At 60.8% G+C, this 13,219-nt stretch carries 11 protein-coding genes, 2 tRNA genes and 1 riboswitch; of the genes, 10 read left to right on the top strand and 3 right to left on the bottom strand.

Annotation, left to right across the window (positions count from 1 at the left end; all coding sequences use genetic code 11):
• Positions 1-57: 57 nt before the first annotated feature.
• Positions 58-1,293 carry a hypothetical protein gene (locus AC1EJ1_RS06415; protein WP_480295560.1) on the bottom strand — a complete coding sequence of 412 codons (1,236 nt, stop codon included), beginning with the start codon at positions 1,291-1,293 and terminating at the stop codon, positions 58-60.
• 90 nt (positions 1,294-1,383) lie between these two features.
• On the opposite strand from AC1EJ1_RS06415, the gene AC1EJ1_RS06410 reads away from it, so the two are divergent.
• The 5 genes from AC1EJ1_RS06410 to AC1EJ1_RS06390 all read left to right on the top strand — a co-directional run bounded on the left by AC1EJ1_RS06410 (position 1,384) and on the right by AC1EJ1_RS06390 (position 5,948).
• Positions 1,384-2,667 (top strand): deoxyguanosinetriphosphate triphosphohydrolase, encoded by a 1,284-nt coding sequence (locus AC1EJ1_RS06410; protein WP_058236852.1) that lies wholly within the window; start codon positions 1,384-1,386, stop codon positions 2,665-2,667.
• A gap of 25 nt (positions 2,668-2,692) precedes the next feature.
• On the top strand, positions 2,693-4,684 hold the full coding sequence (gene dnaG / locus AC1EJ1_RS06405) for a DNA primase (RefSeq protein WP_480295559.1): 1,992 nt from the start codon (positions 2,693-2,695) through the stop codon (positions 4,682-4,684).
• An 8-nt stretch (positions 4,685-4,692) separates the two neighbouring features.
• Positions 4,693-5,175 carry an S-ribosylhomocysteine lyase gene (locus AC1EJ1_RS06400; protein ID WP_480295558.1) on the top strand — a complete coding sequence of 161 codons (483 nt, stop codon included), beginning with the start codon at positions 4,693-4,695 and terminating at the stop codon, positions 5,173-5,175.
• Positions 5,176-5,202: 27 nt separating this feature from the next.
• Positions 5,203-5,706 (top strand): hypothetical protein, encoded by a 504-nt coding sequence (locus tag AC1EJ1_RS06395; protein ID WP_480295557.1) that lies wholly within the window; start codon positions 5,203-5,205, stop codon positions 5,704-5,706.
• 170 nt (positions 5,707-5,876) lie between these two features.
• Positions 5,877-5,948 (top strand) — tRNA-Asn (locus AC1EJ1_RS06390).
• Positions 5,949-6,061: 113 nt separating this feature from the next.
• Here AC1EJ1_RS06390 and AC1EJ1_RS06385 read toward each other — a convergent pair.
• Complete coding sequence (locus tag AC1EJ1_RS06385) at positions 6,062-6,445, bottom strand: hypothetical protein (protein WP_480294025.1); 384 nt, start codon at positions 6,443-6,445, stop codon at positions 6,062-6,064.
• A 148-nt stretch (positions 6,446-6,593) separates the two neighbouring features.
• Here AC1EJ1_RS06385 and AC1EJ1_RS06380 point away from each other — a divergent pair.
• Positions 6,594-6,667, top strand: a tRNA-Ile gene (locus AC1EJ1_RS06380).
• Between the two features lie 140 nt (positions 6,668-6,807).
• Here the strand turns inward: AC1EJ1_RS06380 and AC1EJ1_RS06375 are convergent.
• Positions 6,808-7,938: a hypothetical protein gene (locus tag AC1EJ1_RS06375; RefSeq protein WP_480295556.1), complete on the bottom strand. Its 1,131-nt coding sequence runs from the start codon at positions 7,936-7,938 to the stop codon at positions 6,808-6,810.
• A gap of 69 nt (positions 7,939-8,007) precedes the next feature.
• Here AC1EJ1_RS06375 and AC1EJ1_RS06370 point away from each other — a divergent pair, with 69 nt between their 5' ends.
• From AC1EJ1_RS06370 to infB, 4 genes are all read left to right on the top strand, one after another.
• A complete protein-coding gene (locus AC1EJ1_RS06370) occupies positions 8,008-8,511 on the top strand; it encodes a ribosome maturation factor RimP (protein WP_285014555.1) in 504 nt (167 codons plus the stop codon).
• Between the two features lie 6 nt (positions 8,512-8,517).
• Positions 8,518-9,669, top strand: coding sequence for a transcription termination factor NusA (gene nusA, locus AC1EJ1_RS06365; RefSeq protein WP_480294023.1), 1,152 nt, complete (start codon positions 8,518-8,520; stop codon positions 9,667-9,669).
• Positions 9,670-9,689: 20 nt separating this feature from the next.
• Positions 9,690-10,004: a YlxR family protein gene (locus AC1EJ1_RS06360; protein ID WP_074026152.1), complete on the top strand. Its 315-nt coding sequence runs from the start codon at positions 9,690-9,692 to the stop codon at positions 10,002-10,004.
• 110 nt (positions 10,005-10,114) lie between these two features.
• The gene (gene infB, locus AC1EJ1_RS06355; protein ID WP_480295555.1) at positions 10,115-13,012 is read left to right on the top strand and encodes a translation initiation factor IF-2; all 2,898 of its coding nucleotides are present in this window, start codon (positions 10,115-10,117) and stop codon (positions 13,010-13,012) included.
• 98 nt (positions 13,013-13,110) lie between these two features.
• A riboswitch (TPP riboswitch) is annotated at positions 13,111-13,216 on the top strand.
• The last annotated feature ends 3 nt before the right edge of the window (positions 13,217-13,219 follow it).

The raw sequence follows: 13,219 nt of genomic DNA, 5'->3' as shown, positions 1-13,219 counted from the left end.
GCGATGTTGCCAATGCCCGGGCGCTGATGGTTCTCTGATTGAGCAGGCCCGTGTGGCTTACGAATAGCTGGAGACGGGAGGGGCCTGAACCAAGGCTGCTTCAAACCAGGCGCACTGGTCAGGGCCGACAACAGTGGGCTGATTCGGCTCACCACCGGAGCGCCCCGTTGAATCAAGCAGCAGCGCATGTTCGGGCGGAACCTCAACAGGAGTATCAGAAGCGTTGACCACCACCATGACGCCGGCGCACAGGTGCACACCCACACCCTCATGCGCCCAGGCCAGGTGGTTCACGTATGCCAAGGATCCTGACCCCATGGAGCGCTCAACACGGATCCTCAGGGCACGTGAGACCATTTCGCGCTCGCGGCGCGCATCCTCACTCGGCTCCCACTCCACGTGAGCCCCGTCGTGAGCATCAAAATTGCGGCGACCGGCCAGCCTGTCGAACGGTGCGTACGCCGCCCCCGGCAGTGACAATGCCACCAGTGCCATCGCATTGCGGCGCCACTGCGAAGCGCCTTCCTCCCACGAACCAGGGGAGGGAAGAACGGGGCGGTTGTCGGTGACGCAGTGCGACCACTGCCAGGCGGCAACGTGACCCAGACGCGAACGCTCCGACAGCGTGCACGCAATGCGTTCATGCAGCTCAGTGATGTCCCACGGGCAGGTGACCAGTGCGTCGTCACGCAGATGGTGGAACCAGTCTTCCTCCAGGTGGCGGCTCAGGGCATGCGGAGTGGTGATGGAACTTTCCGCACTCAGAATCGGCATGCGATCAAAATCGGCCAGCTCAGCCTGCAGAATATGAATCAGCTGCGTGAAGCGCTGCGCCTGATCGTCACCTGACTGGTCATCCTCGCGAATGATTCCCAGGTCAATCCCGTCGGCACCGGCTTTCAGAGCCGCCCTCGTGCGCACGACCAGTGAGGACACGTCCTGTTCGAAGTTGACAAACGCTCCCTCGCTGCTGCCCGGCACGCGCGCGCCGGACAGTCGGACGATGACCTTGACGCCGGTGCGGTGAACACGCTCGATAAATGATGCCAGGCGCGACCCATCCACCGCGATGTCGGCATGTGCGGGCCGGACGGCAACAGCCGTGAAGCCGACGCGCGCAAAATCGAAGGAGAGTTTTTCGATAACTTCCAAATCCTCATCGGTCACACCGCCGCCGATATCGCAGGTCACGGCGCGTCTCCACCAGGGGAAATGTCCCCGTTGGACGCGCTGAACCAGTCGCGTAGTCACGCTTGAATCGGATGCGACGTGCAAAGTCGACGTGTCAGACATAACACCATTGTGGCCCATTCGCGTGCCGAAGGCACATATTGTCCAAGGAAGAGCATGCACGGGCGTTAGGCTGGAGCCGTGAACCAGCGCATGAACCACGCCCAGGCGCCCCATCGGATCGTCTACTCGGCAGATGACCGTGAACGATTCGTCGCAGAATCACCCAAGAATCCTGAACGCACCGATTTTGAACGTGACCGCGCGCGAATTGTCCATTCATCAGCGCTGAGACGCTTGGGCGCCAAGACTCAGGTGCTGGGACCCATCAGCGATGACTTCGTGCGCACGCGCCTGACGCACTCACTGGAAGTGGCACAGGTGGGTCGCGAGCTTGGTAAAGAACTGGGCGCAGATCCAGACGTTGTGGAGGCAGCGTGCCTGTCTCACGATTTGGGCCACCCGCCGTTCGGTCACAACGGCGAACGCGTGCTCAACGACCTGGCGCAAGATGCCGGAGGCTTTGAGGGCAACGCTCAGACACTACGCATTGTGGTGCGCCTCGAACCCAAAGTTGTCGCCCCGGACGGGGCACCCTCGGGACTGAATTTGACGAGGGCGACGCTGGACGCCATCGCGAAGTATCCGTGGAAGCGCGGCCAGGGCCCAGACCCTGACAAGTCGATGAAGAAGTTTGGCGTCTATGAGGATGACGCCGAGGTGTTCACCTGGATGCGCGGCGATGTGCCCGCGGGGAGGCGCTGCCTTGAAGCACAGATCATGGACCTGTCTGATGACATCGGGTATTGCGTGCACGACGTGGAGGACGCGATCGCCACGCGCGCGATGGATGTGAGCCACGTGAGTGATGATGAGCATGTGGCGGGCATTATCGACTCCACGCTGCAGTGGTACGGCCCGGGAGCGAGCGCAACTGAACTGGAAGCGGCGATGGAGCGCCTGCTGGCGCTGCCGGTGTGGCTGCACCGTTTCGATGGCACCTATGCGGACCTTGCGGCATTGAAGAATCTGACTAGCCAGTTGATCGGCAGGTTTTGTCAAAGCGTTGTTGCGGCCACGCGCGAAGTGGCCGGTGATGGCCCGCTGGGACGGCACCATGCGGACCTGGTGATTCCTCGGGACGTGCGGGCGGAGATTCAGCTGCTCAAGGGGATCGCTGTGCACTACGTGATGTCTCCGCGAGAAACCGAACCGGTCTACCTGCATCAGCGCACGATTCTTGCCGACCTGGTTGACGCGTTGCTCGAATCGCGCGGGCAGCACCTCGAAGAGCCGTTTGCGACTGCATGGCAACATGCCGACGGTGATGCCGAGCGGCTGCGTGTCGTCATCGATCAGGTGGCGACATTGACGGATATTTCAGCCTCACAGTGGCACGCCCGCCTGTGCGGACTGCTATCGACCCAGTGGACGTGAGGGCGCGGAACAGTACACTGAAGCCATGGCTGGCATGATCCGTCGAGAAGACATAGCGGCGGTGCGTGAAGCCTGCCGGATCGAAGAGGTGGTAGGCGAACACGTCACCTTGAAGAGTGCGGGTGTAGGCGCATTGAAGGGCCTGTGCCCGTTCCACGATGAGAAGACCCCTTCGTTTCACGTGCGCCCCGTAGTCGGCCTGTGGCACTGCTTCGGATGTGGTGAGGGTGGAGACGTTATCAGCTTCATCCAGAAGATCAACCATATGAGCTTCGTTGAAGCCGTCGAGATGCTCGCCCAGCGTTACTCGATCACGCTGCACTATGAAGAAGGCGGCCGGCGGGTACGCGAGGAAGAACCGGGGAAGCGTCAGCGCCTCCTGGATGCCCACAACGTGGCAGAGGATTTCTACCGCGAACAGCTCATGTCTCACGAGGCAAAGCCAGGCCGCGCTTTCCTGGCCAACCGCGGTTTTTCGCAGTCCGACAGTGCGCAGTTCGGGATCGGGTATTCTCCACAATCGTGGGATTCGCTCACGCGTCTGCTGCGCTCGCGTGGATTCACGGATGCGGAGATTCTGGCCGCCGGCCTGGCCAGTCAGGGAAACCGCGGCATTTACGATCGTTTCCGAGGGCGCCTGATGTGGCCGATCCGCGACATTACGGGTGCGACCGTCGGGTTCGGTGCGAGGCGCCTGGACGATTCTGACACGAATTCTCCGAAGTATCTGAATACTCCGGAAACAGCGATCTACCACAAATCGCAGGTTCTCTACGGCCTTGACCTGGCCAAGCGTGAAATCTCCAGGCGTCGACGCATCGTCATTGTGGAAGGCTACACCGATGTGATGGCCGCGCATGTGGCTGGGGAAGTCACTGCGGTGGCCACATGCGGCACTGCGTTCGGCTCCGAGCACGTCAAGATCGTACGGCGTTTGCTTGGCGACAGTGCTGATCCTGCGGCTGGAGTGGTGCTCTCATCGGGGCGTGCTCACGGTGGAGAAATTATTTTCACTTTTGACGGTGATGAGGCCGGTCGTAAGGCGGCGCTTCGTGCCTTTGGTGAGGATCAGAACTTCTCCGCGCAGACCTTCGTCGCCGTGGAGGCATCCGGCCTGGATCCGTGTGACTTGCGGCTTCGCAGCGGTGATCAGGCAGTATTGAACCTGGTCAATTCGCGCACACCGCTGTTCGAGTTTGTCATCCGCTCGTTGCTGCGCCTGCAGGACCTAAACACTGCTGAAGGTCGCGTTGCCGCGTTGCACGCTGCCTCTCCCGTGGTGGCCGGGATCAAGGACAGGGCGTTGCGTAACGAGTACACGCGTTCACTAGCGGGCTGGCTCGGCATGGATATGCGAGATGTGGCCAAGTCGGTGCGCACCGCGCCGCGGATGGCGTCCAATCAGGGTGGTCGTTATGCGCAGGCGCGCAGCTACACGTCGCCCTCGGCAATGGACATGGCGGGCACGGGCGTGCCTGGACGAGTGCCTGCAGCAGTGATGGACGATCCGGTGGCGAACCTGGAGCGCCAGGCCCTTGAGGTGTTGATTCAACGCCCAGTCGACGTGGTGGATTCCGGTTTTGAGGAACTGGGTGGGGAAGCGTTCACGGTGCCTGCTCACAGGGCAGTTCACGACGCTGTGCGCGCTATCGGCGGGCTGCAGACCTTTACTGACATGCTGACCCGAGCAGAAGACTCGATGGGCAGGGGGGACGCGGCGGAAGCTGCTGCGACGAAGAAATTTGCCGAAGCGATTCGTGAAAGCGCCGGGCCGGTTGTCGATGCGGTTGTCACGCAGCTGGCTGTCGCACCCTTGCCGCAGGACCGCCCCGATCAAATGCGTTCGTTTTCGCGCGGCATTATTGCTGCGATGGTGCGGATGGATCTGACGCGTCGAAGTGCCGAGCTGCATGCGAAACTGCAGCGTATGAACTCTGATGATGAGCGCTATGCTGAGACCTTCACAGAGTTGATGAAATGTGAAGAGCGGCGGCGAGCGTTCGCTGAGCAGAATTAGGAGAAGAAATGGCGGAAGTGGAAAGTTTCCAGCTCGATCATACGGCTGTGCGCGCGCCTTACGTGCGGCTCATCAATCGTGAGAGCGGGCCTGCCGGTGACGTGATCTCGAATTTCGATCTTCGTTTTGTCCAGCCCAACGCGAACGCCATCCCCACCGGGGGGTTGCATACGATTGAGCACCTCTTGGCGTCACTCCTGCGTGACCGCATGGACGGAATCATTGACTGCTCACCGTTCGGTTGCCGTACTGGGTTCCATCTGATTACGTGGGGAGAACCGGCAGTGGAGGACATTGTGCGCGTGGTGACCGATTCTCTTCGCGCCATTGCCGAAGACGTCGCGTGGGACGATGTGCCGGGTACGGATGAAAAGTCGTGTGGCAACTACCGTGATCATTCGCTGTTCAGCGCTCGCGAGTGGGCTCGCTCCATCATCGATGCCGGCTTGAGCGTTGATCCTTACGAGCGTCAGCTTCTGGACGCGAACTAGATCACCGTTGCGGATATCCTCACTGCTATGACACCTTCGAAACCTTCTCACAGCCAGCTTCCCTCCACGGTTGCGCAGCATCTGCCCGCCTATGATGCGAGTGCTCCATGTGAGCGCCTCGAGGACGGGCGAGTAGTCATCGCCGGCAAGTACGCATTTTTCGTCGCCAGTGACGAGGGTGTCCACCTCGCTGCCATGTGGTACGAAGTTCAGCATGCGCGCTGGAACGCTGAGAAGCGGACGTTGAGCGTCACGTGGGTCGATCCCGACCGCGAACCGTTCACGGGTGTCACGATCAGTGAGGACCCAGAGCGTTTTATGGCGCTTATGAGTGAAGCTGTGTCGCAGTCGATCGTGACTCAACGTTCGGTGACGGTTGATTCGGGTGCGACAGTGACTGCTGCAATCCGTCGAGCTGCTGATGGGCAGTTGTTCTCCACACTCGTGTCGGATGGGCCGCTAACCGGTGAGGAAGCGCATCAGGCGGACGCGCTTGAACGGGATGTGCGTGAAGGTGTCGGCCTCGACTAGCGAGACCGAGCAGCGGCCTCACATGAGCGTGCGAGTGTGAGCCTGAGCCACTCACCCTGGCCGTTGGCGCGTGAGCAGTGCTGTATTGGCACGTGCAGCAAAGTGAGGGATACACCACCTCTTTCAAGTTGCCCCTTTTGGTCATCAGTCGCTAGACTTCAATGCGTTGATCCCGCGTAGCTCAACGGCAGAGCATCCGACTGTTAATCGGACGGTTACTGGTTCGAATCCAGTCGCGGGAGCTTTTTATTGCCTTGACTTGGGCCAATCGACGTGCTCCAATTGGCCGAACAGTGGCTCCTCGCCTTACTCTCGCGTAGGCCACGTCCCCGAACGCTCCCCGGACAATCATTGCTTAATTGTTCGTGAGGCGATCTCCCAGCGTCAGCCTACTTTCGGTCAGGCATTCCTCGATGATGTCGTGAAGACTAGCAAACTCCGATGTGTCGAGATCATTCAGGTCCTCACCGCTTTCGCGGATCACTTTCATCAGTTGGCCATATGCCAGGCAGCTTGCGAACGTGAACTCTCGTAGTGCGTCTCGCAGCGCGATCGCTGCAAGTGTCTGTTCGACCTGGTCGTCAGCAGCCTTATGGCGCAGCATGCTCGCCAGCCACCCGGCTAAGGTTTGGTACAGCATCCACAATGTGGCCTCATCTTCGTCGGCGTTCTCACGGAACGCGCCGAGGGCATCGTAGAGCTTGACAGCTAGTGCGTGAACGTCAGTGAACTGGTTCATGAGTAGACTCCTCTGGATGATTGGGGTAAGGCAGCGACTGGTCCGTTTTGTGTTCCTGTCATCGTGGTGCACAGTATGACCCACACCACTGGCATTTGCGTTCAGGCGCGATTCGCTTTCGAAGCCTTAAAGCGGTTAGGCTAGATCTGCCCTGATAGCTCAGTCGGTTAGAGCAGCGGACTCATAATCCGTTTGTCCCGGGTTCGAGCCCCGGTCGGGGCACCGCAGAATCACAACGACAAGCGCCTGCCCAGACGGTGATGGGATACGCATACTAGGCCCCCAACTGGACGCCGCGCATGACAGGCGAACAATGCGCGGGCAGGTATCACGCACACCGCAGTACGTGAGGGACAGAAACGTTACTGCTTTAAGGCTGCATCGAGGGCGTCTGACATGTCAGCACTGCCCGATGCGGCTCCTGCCACAATGTCAGCGGCCAGGCTGCGCACCCCCAGAGCGCGCACATCCGCATCGGCGGAATCAACCAGAGTCAGATCCGTTGCCAGCATCAACGCATCCAGTGACTGAGGTGACGACTCTTCCAGATGGCACCGGAACTCGCGCGTATCGTCCACGCCAGCGTTGAGGACAACTCGCGTGCGTTCCAACAATCGATCCACCGTGGCAGATGCGTCAGCGATCCCCTCGCCCTCCACCTGGAGGGCAGGAAGAGTCTGACCGACGCAGTCCCATACGCGCACCGCATAGGACACGTCAGCATCTTCAGTGAAGTCGCGTTGATCGCTGTGCATGCCCTGGTCAGCGGGTGCCAGGTGCGCAAAGAGGACGGTGCCTGTGTCGACAGGCGCAACCTCCTGGGCATCCAAAATTCCCTGAGCCGCGCGCATCACGCCATCACGAGCAGACCCGCCCGCAGAATCCCCGAAAGTCCGAGCCGCAATCCGGTTCGCCAGTGCCAGCACGCTTGATGCGCCCTCACCGTAATCAACGCCCACAACCGCACCGAGCGTGGTCGCATCCGCCAGGCGCGCCGCCGCGACCCTGGAAAGTATGCGCGCATCGGCATCACTGAGCAGGGCAGGATCAGCGACGGATGACAAGTCGCGTACAGCACAGGCCGCCATCCAGGCGACGAATGCATCCGCTGCAACGGGAGCCTCAGCGATCGGATCGGGCAAGTCAGCGCCTTCAGGGGCACCATCAGGCCACGGATCCCATACGCCTCCCAGTGACTCGACTCGCTGCTCGGCACGGTCGGCCACATCGCGCCACGCCTTCTGGCACGGCTCACACTGTCCGGCCAGATCAGCGAGCTCGTCGGCACGAGCGGCAATTGCCCAATCCGCGCGAACAGCACGATCGCGCACCAGCTGGGGCGCTGTCAGCTCAGGCAGTGAGCCCTGCGCCGATTCCAGGTGACCCCCGCAGCCCGTGAGTGTCACGGCGATGGCAGCTATCGCGGCGCTTGCGCACGCCGCCCTCGCCACGGAGGAAAATGGGCGGCGACCGGGCCGGGACGAAAACTTCACGGTGTCATCATCGCACGCGCATGTGGCTAAACTAGTGAATATTGGCGTGTCGTTCGGAAGGAAGAAACTGTGGCACAACCCGCTCAGCCAGTAGATCAGGATCTGATCAGGCGCATACTGGAGCCCGTCGTCGCCACGTGCGGACTCATCATCGATCAGATCGAGGTCGTCGGCCCCCAGGCGCGTCCGATTGTGCGCATCAGCGTGGATTACGGTGAGGACACGTCTGCAGACTCCTACGAGTCAGTTGACTCCGACACACTCGCGCAGGTCTCACGAGCCATTTCCTTGGCGATGGACGAGGCCGACCCGATTGACAGTGAATACATTCTGGAAGTGTCCACACCGGGAGCCGAGCGTGAACTCACGCAGCCGCGACACTGGCGCAGACAGATCGGACGGCTCATCCGCGTCAAGCTTCGCGACGGGAACACCGTTGAGGGGAGACTGTCCGAAGTGGCTGATCAGCAGGTCATTCTGGTGGTCGATGGTGAGCCGGTTACCATTGAATACGACACGATCAAGAAGGCGCGTCCGCGCGTCGAGCTTGGCACGGGTAAGTCAGACAAGTGAGGGATCATGGAAATTGACATGACAGCGCTCCGAATGGTGGAGCAGGAAAAAGGTGTAGATCTCAATACTCTTGTGGACGCGATCGAAGAGGCGCTGCTCAAGGCGTATCACAACATCCCGGGCGCTATCCGCAAAGCTCGCATTGAGATCGACAAGCGTTCAGGGCGGGTCACCGTCATGGCGACCGAAGAAGACGACGACGGCAACCCGATCGGTGAATTCGATGACACCCCCTCCAACTTTGGGCGCATCGCACAGGCAACTGCGCGCTCGGTGATCATGCAGCGGCTGCGAGACGCCGACGATCAGAAAGTTCTGGGCGACTTTGCATCCAAGACCGGGCAGATCGTCACCGGCCTTGTCCAGCAGGCACGTGAACGCCACCTGACGCTGGTGAAACTATCGGACGACTTCGAGGCCGTGCTGCCGGATTCAGAAAAGGTTCCGGGCGAGGAATACCATCACAATGAGCGGATCCGCGCCTACGTCGTGTCGGTTGAACGCACCGAGCGTGGTGCGCGAATCGTCCTGTCACGAACCCACCCCGGCTTGGTGCTCGGCCTGTTCGAACGCGAGGTTCCTGAGATCCAGCAGGGTCTGGTGGAGATCAAGGCCGTTGCGCGCGAAGCGGGCCACCGCACGAAGATCGCCGTTGCAGCAACACGTGAAGGTGTCAACGCCAAGGGAGCATGCATTGGGCCGATGGGGTCGCGTGTACGCTCGGTGATGACTGAGCTGGGTGGTGAAAAGATCGACATCGTTGACTGGTCGGCAGATCCTGCTCGTTTCGTGTCCAACGCGCTGTCTCCGGCGCGCGTGAGCCGAGTGGTCGTGCACTCGGTTGAAAATCACACCGCCACCGCCGTTGTGCCTGACTTCCAGCTCTCACTGGCAATCGGCAAAGAGGGACAAAACGCTCGACTGGCTGCGCGTCTGACAGGTTTCCACATTGATATTCACTCCGACACGGATGCGGACGGAAAGATGGAGGCGTCACGCTCATCGATGCCTGACATGCCCTATGGAGGTGACGAGGCTGCCAGCGTGTCAGATGGTAGCGGCACCGACGCACTCGACATCACTGCCGAGGACGAGGACGAGGACGACGTGACCAGTCGCTCACATACAGATTCCAATACGGACGCCGACCTCAGTTAGACTGGTTGAGCTGGACTAGTATGTGTGCGGTGGAGACGCATGACCATTCAGGCCCGATTCGCACATGTATTGGCTGCCGGCAGCGAGGCGCCCCCTCGAGCATGGTTCGAATGGTGGCGACTCACGACGGATCCGCACAGGTGGATCCAAAAGGCATCCTGCCAGGTCGTGGTGCGTGGATTCACGCACATGCGACATGCATGGAGAAGGCCCGCCGACGGCGAGCCCTCGAACATGCATTACGCCTGCCTCACACCGTGGGGGAGGACCAGTGGGATCACCTGATCGACACGATCACATTGTCAGCAACGCACCGTGCGTTGGACATCGAGTAATGGAAGCGGGTTGGAAGCTGATGGGCACCCGATGAGTACCCAGCGATGAGCTGCCAGCAAGAACGATAAGTCCCGTCTCCAGTTCGGAGACGGATCCGGACAGGAGAATTGTGGCAAAGTTGCGTGTACACGAGCTCGCCAAAGAGCTCGGCATTGCCAGCAAAGAACTCTTGGCGTACCTGCGCGATAGCGGAGAGTTCGTCAAGGCATCAAGCTCGGCTCTGGAACCGCCAGTGGTTCGAGCCGTGCGTGAACACTACGCCTCCCTTGCGCCTCAGGACACAGAAGAATCCGAGAAGGCGAAGGCACCCAAGAAAACAAGGAAAACGGCTGCGAAGACAACTACTGCGTCTCGTAAGTCGACCAGGAAGTCGTCCACTGCGTCCACACCTGCCGACCTGGCACAGCCAGAAAGCAGTGCGGCCAGTGATGATGCGCCGACCGGAAAGTCAGAAAAGAAACCGGCCAAGACGCGAGCACCAAAGCCAGGACCGGTAGCGCACGCAGCTGACAAGAAGGCAGCTGCAGCGGCGAAACCGGGACCTCGCGATACTCAGGAATCAGGCGATGCTCACGCATCGGCACCGGCGTCGTCGGGAGAATCTGGTCCCAAGCCCGGCCCCCAATCCGCCAAGAAAGCATCGGCTTCAGATTCCAAGGCTCATGGCCGCCAGTCGGCACCGCGCCCAGGACCTCGTCCCGGCCCGCGCCCTGCTGGGCCACGCCCAGGCAACAATCCCTTCGCATCCACGCAAGGTATGCCTCGACCTGGTGGAACACGCGGTGGCCAGCGCACCAACAGGCCCGGTGGTCGCGGCACACAAGGTGGCGCTGCGCACACGAACCGCTCCAGCGGTGGCGAGCACCGCGCTGAACGCCCGAACCGTTCACGCGGCGGCAACCATCCAAACCCGATGATGATGCCCGATCAGGCACGGTTCGCCAAGCCTGACCGCCCGTCACGTGGCGGACGTGGACGTTCCAACAATTCACGTCACAACAGCCCAGGAGTCGGCGCACACGCAGGTGCATTTGCGCCCCCGAGCGGTGGCCGTCCCCGTGGCGGTCGCGGTGGTCGCGGCTCCACACCGGGCGCATTCGGCCGTGGAAGCGGCTCGCGTCGCGGACGCAAGTCCAAGCGTGCAAGGCGGCAGGAATACGAAGAGCAGAGTGCACCGACAATCGGCGGCGTGAAGATTCCTCGCGGAAATGGCCAGGAGATTCGCATCCGTCAGGGCGCATCCCTGGCTGATCTTGCCGAAAAGATCGACGTCAATCCGGCAGCATTGGTGACTGTTCTGTTCCACCTCGGTGAAATGGCAACAGCCACGCAGTCACTGGATCAGGACACCTTTGAAACACTGGGCGACGAACTGGGCTACAACGTTAAGGTCGTTTCCCCAGAAGACGAAGATCGCGAACTGCTTGAGTCCTTCGATATCGACCTTGAGGCCGAAGAACTTGATGATGAAGAGCACCTCAAGCCGCGCCCACCGGTCGTCACCGTCATGGGTCACGTCGACCACGGTAAGACGAAGCTGCTGGACGCCATCCGGCACACCGACGTCGTCGACACCGAACACGGTGGCATCACCCAGCACATCGGCGCCTACCAGGTCACGGTGGATATGGAGGGCAAGGACCGCCCCATCACATTCATCGACACGCCTGGTCACGAAGCCTTCACCGCTATGCGTGCCCGTGGCGCCAAGGTAACGGACATTGCGATCCTGGTGGTCGCAGCCGATGACGGCGTCATGCCGCAGACCGTTGAAGCGATCAACCATGCGCAGGCAGCGGACGTGCCGATCGTTGTGGCCGTCAACAAGGTGGATAAGGAAGATGCCAATCCGGATAAGATCCGCTCCCAGCTCACCGAATACAACCTTGTGGCTGAAGAATATGGCGGCGACGTCATGTTCGTGGACGTGTCCGCCAAGCAGCGCACCGGCATCAGTGACCTGCTCGAAGCAGTCCTCCTGACAGCGGATGCCGCACTTGACCTGGAGGCAAACCCTGACACCGAGGCGCGAGGCGTCGCCATTGAAGCGAATCTTGACCGTGGTCGTGGTGCGGTTGCCACCATGCTGGTCCAGCGTGGAACGCTGCGCGTGGGAGACGCCCTCGTTGTGGGATCCGCCTCCGGACGCGTGCGCGCCATGTTCGACGAGTATGGCAAGGATGTGCAGGAAGCCGGTCCGTCACGACCGGTGCAGGTGATCGGCCTGACATCAGTTCCACGGGCAGGCGACTCCTTCCTTGTGGCATCCGATGACCGCACCGCCCGCCAGATCGCTGACAAGCGAGAAGCTGCCGAGCGCGCAGCACTGCTGGCCAAGCGTCGCAAGCGCGTCACCCTCGAAGACTTCGATAAGGTTCTCAAGGAAGGTGAAGTTGACACCCTCAACCTTGTCATCAAGGGTGACGTGTCCGGTGCCGTTGAGGCTCTGGAAGATTCCTTGCTGCGTATCGACGTGGGCGACGAAGTTGCCCTGCGGATCATCCACCGCGGCGTCGGAGCCATTACGCAAAACGATGTCAACCTGGCCACCGTCGATAACGCGGTCATCATCGGCTTTAACGTGCGTCCGGCTGAGCGCGTGGCTGAAATGGCCGACGCGGAAGGCGTGGAGATCAAGTACTACTCGGTCATCTACGCAGCCATCGACGATATCGAAGCGGCCCTGAAGGGCATGCTCAAGCCGATTTATGAAGAGGTCGCGCTGGGCACGGCTGAGATCCGCCAGGTCTTCCGCTCCGGCAAGTTCGGTAACATCGCAGGCTCCATTGTCCGTGACGGCATCATTCGCCGCGGCTCGAAGGCCCGCCTGGTTCGCGACGGTGTCGTGGTTGCTCCCGATTTGGAGATCGCGTCGCTGCGCCGCGAAAAGGACGATGTCACCGAGGTTCGCGAAGGCTACGAATGCGGTATCACCCTGGGCTTCAAGGACATTGCCGAGGGCGACATCATCGAAACGTGGGAAATGAAGGAAAAGGCTCGCGACTAGTTCGCACTGTGTTTCCTGTCCCATTGACGAGGGTGACCCATCCACTATGTGAGGGTGGGGCACCCTCGTTTTACGTATGACGTGCAGCTGATGGTATGGTGAGGGGGCACGGGAGCCCGGACAGGCGGGCTGAGAGGGAAAATTCTCCGACCGTTATACCTGAACCAGATCATGCTGGCGTAGGAACGCGGTTTAGTCGTGCGCATT

The organism is Pauljensenia sp. C0170B4, assembly GCF_056590235.1.
The sequence above is the reverse complement of the archived record's forward strand: the minus strand, read 5'-3'. Positions and strand labels throughout refer to the sequence as shown.